The 16,864-nt window shown below is 65.9% G+C and carries 14 protein-coding genes; 5 read left to right on the top strand and 9 right to left on the bottom strand.

Annotation, left to right across the window (positions count from 1 at the left end; all coding sequences use genetic code 11):
• Positions 1 to 6: 6 nt before the first annotated feature.
• Both CLU86_RS04900 and CLU86_RS04895 read right to left on the bottom strand, forming a co-directional pair.
• Positions 7 to 1,008, bottom strand: coding sequence for an LLM class flavin-dependent oxidoreductase (locus CLU86_RS04900; RefSeq protein WP_099740843.1), 1,002 nt, complete (start codon positions 1,006 to 1,008; stop codon positions 7 to 9).
• Between the two features lie 142 nt (positions 1,009 to 1,150).
• Positions 1,151 to 2,497, bottom strand: coding sequence for a branched-chain amino acid ABC transporter substrate-binding protein (locus CLU86_RS04895; RefSeq protein ID WP_099743291.1), 1,347 nt, complete (start codon positions 2,495 to 2,497; stop codon positions 1,151 to 1,153).
• A gap of 93 nt (positions 2,498 to 2,590) precedes the next feature.
• On the opposite strand from CLU86_RS04895, the gene CLU86_RS04890 reads away from it, so the two are divergent.
• Positions 2,591 to 2,986: an Hsp20/alpha crystallin family protein gene (locus CLU86_RS04890; RefSeq protein WP_099740842.1), complete on the top strand. Its 396-nt coding sequence runs from the start codon at positions 2,591 to 2,593 to the stop codon at positions 2,984 to 2,986.
• A gap of 144 nt (positions 2,987 to 3,130) precedes the next feature.
• Here the strand turns inward: CLU86_RS04890 and CLU86_RS04885 are convergent, their stop codons facing one another.
• From CLU86_RS04885 to CLU86_RS04865, 5 genes are all read right to left on the bottom strand, one after another.
• Positions 3,131 to 4,339: an ABC transporter permease gene (locus CLU86_RS04885; protein WP_099740841.1), complete on the bottom strand. Its 1,209-nt coding sequence runs from the start codon at positions 4,337 to 4,339 to the stop codon at positions 3,131 to 3,133.
• Positions 4,339 to 5,124 carry an ABC transporter ATP-binding protein gene (locus CLU86_RS04880; protein ID WP_099740840.1) on the bottom strand — a complete coding sequence of 262 codons (786 nt, stop codon included), beginning with the start codon at positions 5,122 to 5,124 and terminating at the stop codon, positions 4,339 to 4,341. Before CLU86_RS04880 ends, CLU86_RS04885 begins: the two co-directional genes overlap by 1 nt.
• Positions 5,121 to 6,506, bottom strand: coding sequence for an efflux RND transporter periplasmic adaptor subunit (locus CLU86_RS04875; RefSeq protein WP_099740839.1), 1,386 nt, complete (start codon positions 6,504 to 6,506; stop codon positions 5,121 to 5,123). The genes CLU86_RS04880 and CLU86_RS04875 overlap by 4 nt, the downstream gene beginning before the upstream one ends.
• Positions 6,507 to 6,634: 128 nt before the next feature.
• A complete protein-coding gene (locus CLU86_RS04870) occupies positions 6,635 to 8,056 on the bottom strand; it encodes an efflux transporter outer membrane subunit (protein WP_099740838.1) in 1,422 nt (473 codons plus the stop codon).
• A 209-nt stretch (positions 8,057 to 8,265) separates the two neighbouring features.
• Complete coding sequence (locus CLU86_RS04865; protein WP_099740837.1) at positions 8,266 to 9,219, bottom strand: helix-turn-helix domain-containing protein; 954 nt, start codon at positions 9,217 to 9,219, stop codon at positions 8,266 to 8,268.
• Positions 9,220 to 9,448: 229 nt separating this feature from the next.
• On the opposite strand from CLU86_RS04865, the gene CLU86_RS04860 reads away from it, so the two are divergent.
• Positions 9,449 to 10,900, top strand: coding sequence for an aldehyde dehydrogenase (locus CLU86_RS04860; protein ID WP_099740836.1), 1,452 nt, complete (start codon positions 9,449 to 9,451; stop codon positions 10,898 to 10,900).
• Positions 10,901 to 10,985: 85 nt separating this feature from the next.
• Here CLU86_RS04860 and tsaD read toward each other — a convergent pair whose 3' ends face one another.
• Together tsaD and CLU86_RS04850 are read right to left on the bottom strand one after the other, a co-directional pair.
• On the bottom strand, positions 10,986 to 12,035 hold the full coding sequence (gene tsaD, locus CLU86_RS04855; protein WP_099740835.1) for a tRNA (adenosine(37)-N6)-threonylcarbamoyltransferase complex transferase subunit TsaD: 1,050 nt from the start codon (positions 12,033 to 12,035) through the stop codon (positions 10,986 to 10,988).
• A gap of 68 nt (positions 12,036 to 12,103) precedes the next feature.
• Positions 12,104 to 13,267 carry a branched-chain amino acid ABC transporter substrate-binding protein gene (locus CLU86_RS04850; protein ID WP_099740834.1) on the bottom strand — a complete coding sequence of 388 codons (1,164 nt, stop codon included), beginning with the start codon at positions 13,265 to 13,267 and terminating at the stop codon, positions 12,104 to 12,106.
• 205 nt (positions 13,268 to 13,472) lie between these two features.
• Here CLU86_RS04850 and CLU86_RS04845 point away from each other — a divergent pair, with 205 nt between their 5' ends.
• From CLU86_RS04845 to ntrB, 3 genes are all read left to right on the top strand, one after another.
• Entirely contained in the window at positions 13,473 to 14,099 is a 627-nt protein-coding gene (locus CLU86_RS04845; RefSeq protein ID WP_099655099.1) for an ANTAR domain-containing response regulator, read from the top strand.
• 475 nt (positions 14,100 to 14,574) lie between these two features.
• Entirely contained in the window at positions 14,575 to 15,819 is a 1,245-nt protein-coding gene (locus tag CLU86_RS04840) for a CmpA/NrtA family ABC transporter substrate-binding protein (RefSeq protein ID WP_099655098.1), read from the top strand.
• A 65-nt stretch (positions 15,820 to 15,884) separates the two neighbouring features.
• Positions 15,885 to 16,835: a nitrate ABC transporter permease gene (gene ntrB, locus CLU86_RS04835; protein WP_099740833.1), complete on the top strand. Its 951-nt coding sequence runs from the start codon at positions 15,885 to 15,887 to the stop codon at positions 16,833 to 16,835.
• Positions 16,836 to 16,864: the final 29 nt, after the last annotated feature.

Genomic DNA, 16,864 nt, shown 5'->3' with positions numbered 1-16,864 from the left:
GGGCGCTCAGGCCGCCACGGCGTCAAAGGCTCCGGCCAGCAGTTCGACCGATGCGAGCCGGTCGGCAAAGCCCGTCACCGGGGTATCGACCACAAACTCTTCGATGCCGTAGCGCTCTGCCAACGCATCGAGTTGCTCGCGCACATGGCTTTGCGAGCCTGCAATCACATGCGGGCGGGTTTCTTCAAGGCGGTACTCGCTCACACCCGCCTGGCGCGCAAATTCGGCAGCAGCCTGCTCGCTGGGCAGGTTGAAGGTCTGGCCCGTGGGCAGGTGCAGCTTGAACACACGCAGCGCGCCCACCAGGCGTTCAGCTTGTGCTTGCGTTGGCGCCACCAGCGCATACAGCGCCAGCGACGGGGCACGGCCTGCGGCCTCGCGGTACACCTTCAGCGACCGCTCGATGTTGGCCGGGTCGCCATTGAAGTGCCCGGCGTACGTGAAGTTCCAGCCGTGGCGGGCCGCGAGTGCCGCGCTGTCTGGGCTGCCGCCCAGCAGATAGCGCTCTGGCAAGCTGGGGGGCTGGGGCTGGGCGACGGCCCCAGCCAACGGGTGGGCCGCGGGCAGCGCGTTGTGCAGGAAGGCGTCCAGCTCGGCAAAGCGGGCGGCAAAGTCGGGCTTGGCAGTCTTGTCGTGCACGGCCTGCAGCGCACGGGTAGACAACGGCAGCCCGCCGGGCGCCTTGCCCACGCCCAGGTCCACACGGCCTGGGGCCAGGGCGGCCAGCAACTTGAACTGCTCAGCCACCTTGAAGGGGCTGTAGTGCTGCAGCATGACGCCGCCCGAACCCACCCGAATGCGCGAAGTGCGCGCCAGGATGTGGGCCGCAAGCACCTCGGGGGCAGAGCCTGCAAGGCCCGGGTTGCCGTGGTGCTCTGCCACCCAGAAGCGCTGGTAGCCCAGTTGCTCGGCGCGCTGCGCCAGCGCTACGGTGCGCTGCAGGGCCTCGGCGGCGGTAGCGCCCTCGGGCACGGGGCTTTTGTCGAGCAGAGAAAGGGCGTAGGGCACGGTGGAGGCGATTCGCGCATGAGTGATCGATGCAGCAAATTCTGTGGCCCGCAGGCCCCCACCGGTTGCGCTAACTTTTCATATCGATATGCAGGGGGCGTTGCGCGGTGCCCCCTGCACAGACAGCCTCAGAACCGCTGCCTCAAAACCTCTGCATCTGGCAACTGTGCGGCTGCTCGGCTTTGGCGGCAGGGATCTGCCGCACCACGCGGAAACCATAGCCCGAGCCTTCCACGTCAAACTTCACGCCGGGCGCGCCCTTCTTGTCCATCACGCCCACGGCCAGGGCCTGTTGGAACTGGTGGTCGGCCGCGCGCATGGCGCCGCCCTGCCCAGCAAGCTGCACGTTGGCCTTTTCCATTTGCCGAGCCACAGCCACCACGTCGGTGGTGCCTGCGCGCTCGATGGATTGGGCCAGCGCCTCGACCATCAATTGCATGCGCATGTGCACGTAGTCATCCTGCGGCTTGGGGAAGCGATCACGGAACGACTGGTAGAAGGCCTCGCTCTGCGCACCGGGCACGTTAGGCAGCCAGTCGGCCACGGCCACTACTTTGCCAATGCCCGCATCGCCCATGGCTGCAGGCGCACCCAAGGCGTTGCCATAGAAGGTGTAGAAGCTGCCTTCAAAGCCCACCTCGCGTGCGGCCTTGACCAGCAGCGTGAGGTCGTTGCCCCAGTTGCCCGTCACCACGGCCTGTGCACCGCTGGTTTTGATCTTGACGGCGTAGGGTGCGAAATCTTTGACACGGCCCACGGGGTGCAGTTCGTCACCCACCACCGTCACATCGGGGCGCTGGGCTGCCAATTGCTTTTTGGCCTCGCGCAGCACGGCCTGGCCAAAGCTGTAGTCCTGGCCAATGAGGTACACGCTCTTGAGTGCTTTGTCCTCGCGCATCACCTCCATCAACGCGGCCATGCGCATGTCGGCATGCGCGTCAAAGCGGAAGTGCCAGAAGCTGCATTTTTCGTTGGTGAGGATCGGGTCCACCGCCGAGTAATTGAGGAACAGCACGCGCTTGCTGGGCTCGCGCTCGTTGTGCTTGTTGATGGCCTCGATCAGCACCGCCGCCGTGGCCGACGAATTGCCTTGCAAGATGACCTGCGCGCCATCGTCAATGGCAGCGCGCAGGGCCGACAGTGCCTCTTCGTTTTGGCCCTTGCTGTCGTAGCGCTCCAGCACCAGCGGGCGCTTGCCGCCAGCGGCGGCAGGCAGCGTAACGCCACCACGCGCGTTCACGCGCTCCATGGCCCAGTAGACGTTGCGAAACACGGCTTCGCCGGTGTTCGCAAAAGCGCCCGACAGGCTTTCAATCAAAGCCACCTTGATCGGCTTGCCTGCGGGCACTGCGGCCGTGGACGCTGCACTTTGGGCCCAGCCCGGTGCCACGGGCGCAAGGCCCAGAACCGCTGCACCCGCCACCGTGCAAGCGGCCTGAAATAGTGCTGCGCGGCCCCATTTCAAGCCCGCAGTTTGCAATTTATTCATGCTCATTTTTCCCTTGAAATCCCGTGGATGCGTACACACCTCCTGTGCATGCGGCGACCACCCCGAGAGCCGCGCAGTGTATAGGAGTACCCCATGATCTTCGCCCCCGTGATCCGCCGCGCCGCCTTCAACCCCACCCCACGCGCCGCCGACCTGGCCTTGCAACGTTTTCTCATGGGCAGCCTGGGCGCCACCGCTGCGGCCCAGCCCACCACAGCAGGCTGCACCGTGACGCAGGACGAGAAAAGCACTACGCTGCAGCTGGATGTGCCGGGCCTCTCACGCGAGCAGCTGAACATCACCATCGAAGGCAATGTGGTGAAGCTGCAAAGCGCCGAAGGCGCCCCCCGCCAGGTGCAACGCGCCTGGGAACTGGCCCAGGATATTGACGCCGCTGCCAGCACGGCCAAGCTTGAAAATGGCGTGCTCACCCTGACACTTGTGCGCGTGGAGCCCGTGAGCAAAGCCACTTCGCTGACCATTCACTAAAGCATCTCTGGGGTGCAGCACGCTGTACGCCCAGGCCATCAAAGCCCGCCCCAAAAAAAGGCCCCTTTCGGAGATTCCGAAAGGGGCCTTTTTGTGCCTTTGCGCTGGGCACATCACCGCCGCGATGGGCGGTGGGTGTGCCACTCACTCGTGGCGCAACGCGTCAATCGGGTCCATGTGCGCCGCGCGGCGGGCCGGAAAGTAGCCAAACACCACGCCAATGCCCGCTGAGAACACAAACGACAGCAGGTTGACCCCAGGGTTGAACAGGTAGGGCACGCCCATCACCTGCGCCAACCCCAGCGATGCGGCTGTGGCCAGCACAATGCCCACCAGCCCGCCCAATGCGGCCAGCACCACGGCCTCGATCAAGAACTGCAACAGCACCTCGCGCTCCAGCGCGCCAATGGCCAGGCGCAGGCCGATCTCGCGGGTGCGCTCGGTCACGCTCACCAGCATGATGTTCATGATGCCGATGCCGCCCACCAGCAAGCTCACCGCGGCCACGGCGCCCAGCAGCATGGTCATCACCTTGGTGGTGCCCGACAAAGTGTCGGCCAGTTGCTTGGTGTCGAGCACGTTGAAGTTGTCCTCATCGGTGTCCGACAGTTTGCGCAGCTCGCGCAGCAGCTGCGTCAGCGCGCTTTTGACGCGGGTAGGGTCGCTGCCATCCTGCATCGACACCAGCAGCGTGTTCACGCGGGTGTTGCCCGTCACGCGCCGCTGCAGGGTCTTGATGGGGATGAGCACCATGTCGTCCTGGTCGTTGCCAAACGCCCCCTGCCCTTTGGAGGTCAACACGCCCACCACCTCGCAAGAGAAGGCCTTGACGCGCAGCTGCTCACCCACCGGGTCGCGGCCACCAAACAGCTCGCGGCGGATGGTCTCGCCCACCACGCACACCGCCGCGCCCGCACGCAGCTCGGGCTCAGAGAACGCGCGGCCTCCGGCTTGCAAGGTCCAGTTACCGGTCTCCAGCCACGCGTTGGTGCTGCCAATCACGCTGCTGGTCCAGTTGCGCCCACCGGCCACCACAGTGGCGCTGGCGCGCGCCTCAGGCGCCACGGCCAAAATGCCGCCGATTTGCTGCGCAATCACATCGGCATCGGTGTCTTTGAACGAAGGCGCGCCAGTGCCACCGCCCGGCCCCATGCGCTGGCCGGGGCGCACCTGCAGCAAGTTGGTGCCCAGGCTTGAAATCTGCGTCTGCACCGCCATGGTGGCGCCGTTGCCCAAGGTCACCATGGTGATGACCGCGCTCACGCCAATGACGATGCCCAAGATGGTGAGGAACGAGCGCATGAGGTTGCGCCGAATGGAGCGCAGCGCCAAAAGAATCGTACTGAACAGCATCACACCGCTCCTTGCGCTGCGGGCGCTGCCACGGCGTGGGCGCGCAGCCCTGCCGGGGCCGGGTTGACGGTGTCGGTGTCCACCACGCCATCAACAAACCGCACGATGCGGCGGGCGTATTCGGCCATGTCGGGCTCGTGCGTCACCATCAGCACCGTAATGCCCAGGTCGGCATTCAGGCGCCACAGCAGTTCCATGATTTCGTGGCTGCGCTGGGTGTCGAGGTTGCCGGTGGGCTCGTCGGCCAGCAGCACCACGGGCTCGGTGACGATGGCGCGGGCAATGGCCACGCGCTGCTGCTGACCGCCGGAGAGTTCGGCCGGTGTGTGGTGCTCCCAGCCCTTGAGGCCCACGGCATCCAGCGCCCGCGCAGCGGCCGCCTTGCGCACGCCCGCTGGCTCGCCCCGGTACAGCAGGGGCAGCTCCACGTTCTCTTGCGCCGAGGTGCGCGCCAGCAGGTTGAAGCCCTGGAACACAAAACCAAAGTAGCGGCGGCGCAGCATCGCTCGCTCATCGCGCGACAAGGACTCGACGTGCACGCCCTTGAACAGGTACTCACCCGTGGTGGGACGGTCCAGGCAACCCAGCGTGTTCATGGCCGTGGATTTGCCCGACCCGCTGGGGCCCATGATGGCCACGAAGTCGCCCTGCGCAATCGACAAGTCCACGCCCTTAAGGGCCTGAAACGCCAGCGCCCCTTCGCCATACACCTTGGTCACGCCGCGCAGCTCGATGATGGGAGGCCCCGCGTCAGCGCCCCCTTGGTCAGCCCGGGTTGCACTCATGGCGCGGCCTTGCCAGTGCGTTGGTCGGTGATGACCTTGGCGCCGGGCTCCAGGCCTTCGGCGCTCACTTCGGTCATGCGCCCGTCGCTGATGCCCGCCTTCACCGTCATAGGCTGCGGCGTGCCATCCTTGAGCAGCCAGATCTGGCGCGTCTGGCCAGCGCCTTCGCGCTGCCCATTGCCACTATTGCCACCGGCAGGCTTGCGGCCCGAGGGCGCGTTGCGGGGCGGCCCTGGCATGAGCTGCGAGACGATGCCCCGGTTGCTGCTGGCAGGCTTGCCTGCAGACTCAGCCCCCGCCTGGGCCGGGGTAAAGCGCAGCGCGGTGTTGGGCACCAGCAGCACGTCGTTGCGTTCGGTCGAGGTGATGGTGGCGGCCGCCGTCATGCCTGGGCGCAGGCTCAGATCGCTGTTGTCCACGTCCAGCCAGGTGATGTAGGTCACCACGTTGTCCGTCTTGGTGGAGCCAAAGGACACGCGGGTCACCTCGGCCGGGTAGCGGCGCGAGGGGTAGGCGCTGACGGTGAAGCTGGCCTTTTGCCCCACGGTGAGCGAACCCACATCGGCCTCGTCCACGCTCACATCCAGCCGCAGGCGCGTCAGGTCTTCCACCACGGTGAACAGCGTCACGGCTTGCAGCGATGCGGCCACGGCGTTGCCGGGCTCTACGCTGCGGGTGAGCACCACCCCGTTGATAGGCGAGCGGATGGAGGCCTTGGACAGACTGGTTTCGTCGGTAGACAGCGCCGCTTTGGCGTCATCGACCGAAGCGCGGGCGCTGAGCTCGTCGGCTTTAGCGCGGTCCAGCGTGGCGCGCCCGGCGTCCAGCTCGGTGGCCGATGGCACCTTGCCACCGGACAGGCGCGCCACCTCTTGCAGGCGTGCAAAGCCGGCCTCGGATTCCTTGGTCGTGGCCTGGGCTTGGGCCAGCTTGGCCTGCGCAGAGGCAAGAGACGCCCGCGAGCGCAGCACCTGCGCTTCGAGCTTGGCAGTGTCCAGCTCCACCAGCACCTGGCCTTTTTTGACCTTGTCGTTCACGTCCACCAGCACGCTGCGCACCGTGCCCGACAGCTCACTGCCGATGGTGACCGTTCTGGTGGGGTTCAGCGTGCCATTGGCAGCCACGTTGAGCGTGAGATTGCCGCGCCGCACCTCTTCGGTCACGAAGCTGGGGGCTGCGCCGGCGGCCTTGCTGGCTTGCCAGGCATACACACCACCTGCCGCCACCAGCAGGCCCACCACGCCCAGCCACACCGTGGTGCGCTGCCACCAGCGGCGCCGTGGCGCACTGCCCAGCAAGTCGTTCAGGCCATTTGCCGCCGTGGTCTGGGGTGCGGCAGGCTGAGGGGAAGAGGAATTCACAGAAGCGTCAGGATGGTTCATGGAATGGGAAAAATCGGGTCATCAAAAGGGGAAGGACGTGGGCCAGGGGGCCATGCACTGGCAAGCGCTTGGGGTGCTGTAACACCGGCACGCCACGCAAGGCAGGGCCAGTGCGGGCCCCGCCACAGCTACTGCCAGCCGCCGCCCAGGGCCTTGTACAGGCGCACATGGTCGGCCGCCACGCTGGCCACGGTGGTTGCCACACTGTCTTGCGCAGACAGCTGCGTGCGCTGGGTCTCCAGCACGGTGGCAAAGTCGATCAGGCCGCTGCTGTAGCGTTGTTGTGCCATCAGCGCGGCGTTGGCGGCGGCATCGGCGGCGGCCTGCAGGCGCGCCAGGCGTTCGTTATCGCCCTGCAAGGCCACCAGGGCGTCCTCTACATCTTTGAGCGCCGTGAGCACGGCAGCTTCATAGCCCACACGCACCTGCTCCAACGCCGCTTGCTGCGACCGCACCTGGGCTTTGGCCGCGCCGCCATCGAACAGCGAGGCAGACAGGCTGGCCGCCAGCGCGCTGGCGACCGAGTTGCCTCCCGTCAGCGTGCCCAAAGTCAGTGCCCGCAGGCCCAAGGAACCGCTGAGCGAAAAGTCAGGGTACCGCGCCGCATCGGCCTGGGCCACCCGCGCCACCGCCGCCGCCACGCGGTGCTCTGCGGCCCGCACATCGGGGCGCTGGCGCAGCGTTTGCGCGGGGATGTCCAGCGCCAAGTCATTCGGCGCCGTGGGCACCGGCGCAGTGACCGCCAAGCGTGCATCCAGTGCAGCAGGCGCTTGCCCGGTCAACACCGCCAGGCTGTGGCGCGACTGCGCCAGGCTGCTTTGCAGCGCGGGCACCTGGGCGGCGGTCTGCTCAGCCGCAGCACGGGCCTGCTCGGTCACCAGTGAGGTGGTCAGCCCCGCCTGCAGGCGCCACTGGGCAATCTGCAGCGTTTCTTGCTGGCTGGCCAGGTTGCTGCGCGCAATCTGCAGGCGCTGCTGCAGGCCGCGCAGCTCGATGTAGTTCACCGCCACCTCGGCGGCCAGCGACACCTGCACATCGGCCAGGCTGGCCTCTGCGGCGCGGGCATCGGCCTCGGTGGCCGCCACCCCGGCACGCAGGCGGCCAAACACATCGGGCTCCCAGCTCGCGTCAAACCCGGCGCTGTAGCTGTTGCCCGTGCTGCCGGAAGCGCGGCTGCGCTGCGCCGAGGCCGAGGCACCAATCTGCGGCAAGGTGCCCGCCGTCTGCACATCCACCAACGCCCGCGACTGCTGCAATGCCGCCTGTGCACTGCGCACCGAGGTGTTGGCGGCCAGCGCTTCGGTGATGAGCGCCGTCAGCTCCGGGTCACCCAGCCGCCCCCACCACTGCGCCAGCGGCGTGGCCGCAGCCCCTGCACTGGCGGCAGACCACCCGGCAGGCACGGGCACCGCTGGTACATCAGCGCTGTGCGGTTGCAGGCTGCTGCAACCCGCCAGCACCAGGGCCAATGCCAATGCGGGCAAAGCAAAGGAGGCACTGCGCGGGTTGCGGCCTGGTGAGGCGGGTGGGTGGGAACGGAAAAGCTTCATGGATGTATTTGACAATCATTCTCAACAACATCCATTGTCCCGGTTTCCGTTGTCGCCCTGAAGGCGCTTGTGTCAACCTTTGGTAAAGAAATGGGGACACTCAACCCTCTGCCCTGCAGCACCGCGCGGGGCATGCTGCGCACAAGCCAAATACCGAAGAATCATTTGGTTTGGCAACCGACCCATGCCAGCTCCATCCCAAGCCGCGACTAGCCGACGCACCCCACCCGGTACTCCGTAGGCGACACCCCCACCTGCGCCCGGAACACCCGGCTGAAATACGCCCCGCTGCTAAAGCCCCACGAGAAGGCAATCTCGCTGATGGTGCGGTGGCGGCAGTCGGGATTGCGCATCTCATCCATGCAGGCCTGCAAGCGGCGGCGCAGGATGTGTTCGGCCAGGGTTTCGCCGGCGTCGGCAAAGGCGTTGTGCAGGTGGCGCTTGCTGCAGTTCAGCCCCAGGGCCACGCGCTCGATGGTCAGCGCTGGGTCTCTCAGGTGCTGTGCGATGTAGGCGCGGATGCGGTCTTTGAAGGCTTCGTGCAGCACGACGCCAGGGCCCTGCCCGGCCAGCTCCTGCAGCGACAGGCAGACCAGCTCGCCAATCAGCCGCCCGGCACCACGTGCAGACTCGGGGGTCATGCTGGGCAGCTCGTTGTAGGTGCTGCGCATGGTGTCCAGCGCCACGCGCGAGATGCCCGCGTGGCCACCCACCACACGGCCCATCAGCGTGGGCAGGTGCAGGCCGCGCTCGGCCAGTTGGCTGGTGGGCACCCTCACGATGAGGTGGCGGCTGCGCTGGGGGTTAGCCACTTCGTAGCTACCCATGGTGTCGTAGATGGCCCAGCCACCGGGCTGCACCACCGCCTGCCGCCCGTGCTGTTGCACCAGGGCCTGGCCCTGCCAGGGGGCGACGATTTTGAGGTAGTGCTGCGCGCCTGCACGGGCTGTGCGTGGGCGGCGAATGACGCGATGGCGGTTGGCCTCCAGCTGCGTCAGCACCACATCCCCCGCCCAGGCGGTATGCAGATGGCCGTCAAAACCGGTGTCGCCGTACAGATCAGACTCCAGCCCGTCAAACAGCGTGGCCATCCAGTCGCGCCAGGCCAGCGCGGCCTGCTGCGGCGGCAAGTTGTCGGTGGTGAGGCGGGTCGCTTCGGCCATAGGGGGATAGGGTCCTGGGGTGCGGGCCATTATGGGTGGCGGGCCAAGCCCCTGCGCAGCGCAGGTGGGTTGCCAGGGGTTATCCCTAGGCGGTGTGCGCTCTCGGTCAACACCGCTGTGCACTGTGGGTCAAGCGAATGCAACGTGTGCTGGCTAGCATCCACAGGGTGCGTGGCATGGGCCGTTGATCGGTCCATCGCCACGGTTTTACCCCCACAGGAGACACCCTATGAGCCCCATTTCCATGCTGATTGGCGGGCAGCCCCGCGCTGCGTCCAACGGTGCCACGTTTGAGCGCCGCAACCCGCTGGACCACTCCGTGGCCACCACGGCGCCTGCCGCCACCGTGGCCGATGCCGTGGCGGCGGTAGAGGCTGCGGCGCAGGCCTTCCCAGCCTGGGCGGCCCTGGGGCCAGGCGCGCGCCGCACCCTGCTGATGAAAGCCGCCCACGCGCTGGAGGGCAAGGCCGACGCCTTTGCCCAAGCCATGGCTGCAGAGACCGGCGCATCCGGCATTTGGGCAGGCTTTAACGTGCACCTGGCGGCCGACATGCTGCTCGAAGCCGCCGCCATCACTACGCAGATCAACGGTGAGGTGATTCCATCGAACGTGCCGGGCTCGGTGGCCATGGCAGTGCGCCAGCCAGCGGGCGTGGTGCTGGGCATTGCGCCGTGGAATGCGCCGGTGATTCTGGGCGTGCGCGCCATCGCCACGCCACTGGCCTGCGGCAACACCGTGGTGCTCAAGGGCTCAGAGCTGTGCCCCGCCACGCACGGCCTGATCATCGAGGCGCTGCAGGAGGCCGGGCTGCCGCCCGGCGTGGTCAACTTTGTGACCAACGCTCCCGCCGATGCGGGCGCTGTGGTGGAGGCCATGGTGGCCCACCCTGCCCTGCGGCGCGTGAACTTCACCGGCTCGACCAAGGTGGGCCGCATCATTGCGCAGACCTGCGCCAAATACCTCAAGCAGGCGGTGCTGGAGCTGGGTGGCAAGGCCCCGTTTGTGGTGCTGGACGATGCCGATGTGGACGCCGCCGTGGCCGCAGCCACCTTTGGCGCCTTTGCCAACTCAGGGCAGATTTGCATGTCTACCGAGCGCATCGTGGTGGACGAGAAGGTGGCCGACGAGTTTGTGGCCAAGCTGGCCGCACGCGCCACCAGCCTGCCGCTGGGCGATCCACGCAAAGGCCCGGTGGTGCTGGGCTCGGTGGTAGACCAAGCCACCGTCACCCGCTGCAATGCCCTCATCGACGACGCACTGACCAAAGGCGCCACGCTGGTGTGTGGCGGCAAGGCAAGCAGCACGCTGATGCCCGCCACGCTGCTGGACCATGTGACCCCCGCCATGCACATCTATCGCGAGGAGTCCTTTGCGCCCGTGAAGGCCATCGTGCGGGTGAACGGCGTGGAAGCAGCCGTGGCCTGTGCCAACGACAACGAGTTCGGCCTCTCAGCCGCCGTGTTTGGGCGCGATGTGGCCCGTGCCTGGCAGGTGGCCGGGCGCATCGAGTCAGGCATTTGCCACGTCAACGGCCCCACGGTGCACGACGAGGCGCAGATGCCCTTTGGCGGCGTGAAGGCCTCAGGCTACGGCCGCTTCGGTGGCAAGGCGGGGATTGATGCCTTCACTGAGCTGCGCTGGATCACGGTGCAGACAGCCCCACGCCACTACCCGTTCTGACATTGGGTATTTTTGGGCTCTAGCGCTTGATAAATAAGCGCAAGCAGCTATATTTTCAATAGCAAACCACTGCCAACGATGCAGATCAAGCCGAAGGGGCGGTGATCGCATCCAGCGGCCAGCGCGGCTTCACGTCAAAGGCGTAGGCGGTGTTGGCCTGCTGTTGCCCGGCCTGCAGGCGCATGGCGGCGGCCATGGCGATCATGGCGCCGTTGTCGGTGCACAGGTGCAGCTCGGGGTAGTGCACGCGCACGCGGTTTTTCTCGCAGGCCGCGTTGAGCTGCTCGCGCAGCAGGCGGTTGGCGCCCACGCCACCCGCCACCACCACGCGCTTGAGGCCCGTTTGCTTGAGGGCGGTGAGGGTCTTTCGCACCAGCACATCGACGATGGCCGCCTCGGTGCTGGCAGCCAGGTCGGCCTTGCGGGCTTCCAGGTCGTCGCCCAGCTTTTTAGCCTGGGTCAGCACCGCCGTTTTGAGCCCGGCAAACGAAAAGTCCAGATCGCCGCTGTGCAGCAGCGGCCGGGGCAGCTTGAAGGCCGCTGCATCGCCCTGCTGCGCCAGGCGCGACAAGGCAGGCCCGCCGGGGTAGCCCAGGCCCATGAGCTTGGCAGACTTATCAAACGCCTCGCCCGCCGCGTCGTCAATGGTTTCGCCCAGGATTTCGTAGCGCCCCACCCCGTCCACCCGCATGAGCTGCGTGTGGCCGCCCGACACCAGCAGCGCCACAAACGGAAACTCGGGCGGGTCGGCACTCAAAAAGGGCGAGAGCAAGTGCCCCTCCAGGTGGTGCACGCCCAGCACCGGCTTGCCCAGCGAGGCACCCAGGGCACACGCCACGCCCGCCCCCACCAACAAAGCCCCAGCCAAGCCGGGGCCCTGGGTGTAGGCCACCACGTCCACATCGGCCAGGGCGTGCCCGGCATCGTGCAGCACCTGGGTGGCCAGCGGCAGCACGCGGCGGATGTGGTCGCGGCTGGCCAACTCGGGCACCACGCCGCCATAGGCCTGGTGCATTTCGATCTGGCTGTGCAGCGCGTGGGACAACAACGCAGGCACGCCCGTGCCCGATGAACGCACCAGCGCCACGCCGGTTTCGTCGCAAGAAGATTCAATACCCAGGATCAGCAAACTCATGCCCCGAGTGTAAGAGCCTGCCCACGGCCATGGTGCCAGCAGGTTTGCGGGCCGCTGTCACCGTGCTCTTACCAACGGTCTGAGCGCATGCGCAATTCCCAGTTGCCGCCGCGCAGCTCGTACACGCCCACGGCGCCGTAGCGCTGCTCGCCCTTGTCATCCCAGCTCATGGTGCCGATGACAGGGGCGTAGCCGTTGATGGCGTGCATGGCTTTGGTGATCTCTTTGGGGTCGGCCGACTTGGCCTTCTGGATGGCGGCGGTCAGCACATAAGTGCTGTCGTAGCTGTAGTGGCCGCCGTATGCCGGTGGCTTTTTGTAGGCAGCCAGGTACTTTTCGAGGAACGGCTTGCCCGTGGTGAACTCCTTGGCCTCCAACACGGGAGAGGTGGCGTAGAGCCCTTCGACCAGGCCTGCGCCCTTGAGCATGTCGGTGGTCTTGATGGTGTCGCCGCCCAGCAGCTGCACCTTGGTGTGGCCCACCTTTTGCAGCTCTTTGAGCAATGCCAGGGCCTGGAAGTCGTTGAGGGTGGAGACAATCACCTCCACCCGGGCGGCCTTCAGCTCGCCCGCCAGCGCCTCAAACGCCACGGTCTTGTCGTCAAACGACTTGCGCACCACGACTTCCTTGTTCTCGGCCTTGAGCTGGGCGGCAGCGCCGTCTGCCAGGCCCTTGCCGTAGGGCGTACCGTCGTCCAGCGCGGCATAGCGCGAGGCGCCCAGCTGGGTGGCCGCAAACGAGCCAATGGCGCGCGCCTGCAAGGTGTCGTTGGCCACCATGCGAAAGGAGGTGTCAAAACCCAGCTGCGTGAACTTGGGGTTGGTGGAGATGGCGATCTGCGGAATGCTTTTGCCCGCGTAGATGGGTGCCGTCTCGATGCTCACGCCCGAGTTAAGGTGGCCGATGACCGCCACCACCCCGGCATCCACCAGCTGCTGGGCCACCTGCTTGCCCGTGGCCGCGTCGGCCTTGTCGTCCACCGCCACCACTTCCAGCTTGACGCGCTTTCCGTCCACCATGAAGCCGTCCTTGTTCAGCTCTTGCACGGCCAAGTTCACGCCGTTGAGCAAGTCTTGCCCCAGCGCCCCCAGCGGGCCGGTCAAGGGCTGGGCTACGCCTATCTTGAGGGTGTCTGGCACCTTGCTGCACCCGGCCAGCATAGCGGCTGCGACCAGGGTGGGCAGCAGGGCCAAGGCCACCGGGAAACGGCGACGCGCAATGTGATTCTTCATGCAGTGGGCTCCTGAATATGAGATGAATGATCAAGTGACCGGAGGTATAGAAGAGCAGCCGGGCCCCGCACCATCGGGTATGCCCTGCCAGGGTTACATTTATTAGCAAGTTTCAGGCCCTGTAAGCCACGGCAGCGCACCCCTTTGGCCACTGCACCGCTGCAGTGCACCAAAAAATGGCGTAAATCTTGCTTAAAGTAGCGGTATGAATGAGGCATTACGTATCGTGGTGGTCGCCCCCGACCTGGCCGTGACCGACCCGGATGACGAGCACGCTCTGCTGCAGGCAGAGCGCTCCCGCGCGCTGCGCATTGGCCTGCTGGAGAACAACTTCAACCTCATTGCCACGCTGCCCGCCGACGTCTTCCTGAGCGACCGGCTGGCCCAGTTGCAGCCCGACCTGATCATCGTGGACGCCGAGAGCGAAGCCCGCGATGCGCTGGAGCATGTGGTGATGGCCACGCGCGATGCCCGCCGGCCTATCGTCATGTTCACAAACGATGAGGACACCTCGCACGTCAAGGACGCGGTGGCCGCAGGCGTTTCGGCCTACATCGTGGCGGGGCTGGCGCCGCAGCGCATACGCCCCATCCTGGATGTGGCGATGGCGCGCTTTCAGCACGAACAGGCCTTGCGGGCGGAGCTGGCCGATGCCAAGACCGAGCTCAAGGACCGCAAGACCATCGACCGCGCCAAGGGCCTGCTCATGCAGCGCCAGGGCCTGAGCGAACAGGCCGCCTACGACAAACTGCGCAAGACGGCCATGGACAAGGGCCTGAAGCTCGTGGATGTGGCCCAGCGCATGTTGGATGTGATGGACCTGCTCGGCTGACGGCGAGCACCGCCCCGCCCTTCGCACCGCACCACGTCACACCACCCCGCAATGGGGCAGCACCGCACCGCAGCAGCACGCCCATGGAGCAGCCACGGCTCTGCGAAGGAGCAGCGATGGTGCAACGCACAAATCGCGTGCAGGCCTGCGCCACGCCACAGGTGCACAACAGGCATACCCCTTCAAGCCAAAACATGCTGTAGCGCTTTATCTGCAAGCGCCAGAAGCTATCAAATAAATAGCAAACGCATTCTTTTCAAAGCTGGCACACCGCTTGCATTAGCTCCTGCATAGACCAATGAAGGTCTTGTACTGGCAGCAAACACCCAACGGCGGGTGAATGCAGCCAAGGAGCCCCAGGCTCCACCCAGGACAAAGGCGTCCCCACCCTTGCAACGTGCTGCTACGGCAGCCGTGCAAGGCGTGAGGACGCCTTTTTTGTTTTCTTCACCGACTTGCCCTTGAGGGATGTGCCATGACCGATTTGTTGAAAACCAGCCTCCACCGCCGCACCGTGCTGCAAGCGGCCACCGTGGGCGCCGTGGGTGTCAGCCCCGCACTGCGTGCGCTTGTCCACGCCCAGGGGTCGGATGCGCCTGAGAAGAAAGAGGTCAAGATCGGCTTCATCCCGCTGACCGACTGCGCCAGCGTGGTGATGGCCTCAGTGCTGGGCATCGACAAGAAGTACGGCGTCACCATCATCCCCACCAAGGAAGCCAGCTGGGCCGGTGTGCGCGACAAGCTCGTGAACGGCGAGCTGGACTTTGCCCACGTGCTGTATGGCCTGGTGTATGGCGTGCACCTGGGTGTGAGCGGCCCCAAGAAAGACATGGCCGTGCTGATGAACCTGAACCACAACGGCCAGGCCATCACGCTGTCTAAAAAGCTGGCGGACAAGGGCGCCGTGAACGGCGCCGGGCTGGCCAAGCTGATGGCCAGCGAAAAGCGCGAATACACCTTTGCCCAGACCTTCCCCACCGGCACGCACGCCATGTGGCTGTATTACTGGCTGGCCGCGCATGGCATTGACCCGATGAAGGACGCCAAGGTCATCACCGTGCCCCCACCGCAAATGGTGGCCAACATGCGCGTGGGCAACATGGACGGCTTCTGCGTAGGCGAGCCCTGGAACCAGCGCGCCATCATGGACGGCATCGGGGTCACGGCCAGCACCACACAAGCCATCTGGCAAGACCACCCCGAGAAGGTGCTGGGCACCACGGCAGAGTTTGCGCAAAAGTACCCCAACACCGCCCGCGCCGTGACGGCCGCCATCCTGGAAGCCAGCCGCTGGATCGACGAAGGCCTGGCCAATAAGAACAAGATGGCCGAAACCATTGCGGGCAAGGCCTATGTGAACACCAGTGTGGACGCGATCAACCAGCGCATCCTGGGCCGCTACCAGGACGGCATGGGCAAGAGCTGGGACGACCCGAACCACATGAAGTTCTACAACGACGGCGCGGTGAACTTCCCCTACCTGTCCGACGGCATGTGGTTCCTGACGCAGCACAAGCGCTGGGGCCTGCTCAAGGACCACCCTGACTACGCGGGCGTGGCCAAGGCCATCAACCGCATCGATCTGTACAAGCAGGCCGCCACTGCGTCCAAGACCCCCCTGCCCAAGAGCGACACACGCAGCCACAAGCTGATCGACGGCGTGGTGTGGGACGGCAAGGACCCCAAGAAGTACGCCGACGGCTTCAAGATCAAGGCCTGAAACCCACTCCCTTGATCGCAACACCCACGCCCCGCCCTCCCCCACGTTGAAACCAGGAGATCGCCATGGTCAGTGCTGTTTTTCACACCCCGCTGGACGCCGCGCCCCACGCGGACAAGCCCGCTACAAACTCCATAGCGCCTAGCGCTTTATCCATGAGCGCTACAGCCCCAAACACCTCTAAGCCCATGGCCTCGGCCCCCACCAAGGCCACTGGCCGCGACATGGCGGCGTGGTCGCGCAACTTCTGGATGGCGGTGCTTCCACCCGCCTGCGGCGTTGCGCTGCTGCTGGCGGTCTGGTCGATGGTGTCCGTCTCCACGGGCAAGAGCATCCCCGGCCCGCTGGAGACCTGGGGCCAGGCGGTGGAGGTGTTCAGCAACCCCTTCTACCGCAATGGCCCCAACGACCAGGGTGTGGGCTGGAACGTGCTGATGAGCCTGCAGCGCGTGGCCGTGGGCTTTGGGCTGGCGGCGCTGGTGGGCATTCCGGCCGGGTTTGTCATCGGGCGCTTCAACTTCCTGTCGCGCATGTTCAACCCGCTCATCAGCCTGCTGCGCCCCGTGTCGCCCCTGGCTTGGCTGCCCATTGGCCTGCTGGTGTTCAAGGGCGCCAACCCGGCCGCCATCTGGACCATCTTCATCTGCTCCATCTGGCCCATGGTCATCAACACTGCGGTGGGCGTGCAGCGCGTGCCGCAAGACTACATGAACGTGGCCCGCGTGCTGCAACTGTCGGAGTGGAAGATCGCCACCAAGATCCTGTTCCCTGCCGTGCTGCCCTACATGCTGACCGGCATCCGCCTGGCCGTGGGCACCGCATGGCTGGTGATCGTGGCGGCCGAGATGCTCACGGGCGGCGTAGGCATCGGCTTTTGGGTGTGGGACGAGTGGAACAACCTGAACGTCAAGAACATCATCATCGCCATCTTCGTGATCGGCATCGTCGGGCTGGTGCTGGAGTACGCACTCATCAAGCTGGCCACCGCCTTCACGTTTGAAGAGGTCAAAACTTGACCCACCCCTGAGAGCCGCGCCATCGGCGC

The organism is Acidovorax sp. 62, assembly GCF_002754495.1.
In the GTDB taxonomy this organism is placed as follows: Bacteria; Pseudomonadota; Gammaproteobacteria; order Burkholderiales; family Burkholderiaceae_C; genus Acidovorax.
The sequence above is the reverse complement of the archived record's forward strand: the minus strand, read 5'-3'. Positions and strand labels throughout refer to the sequence as shown.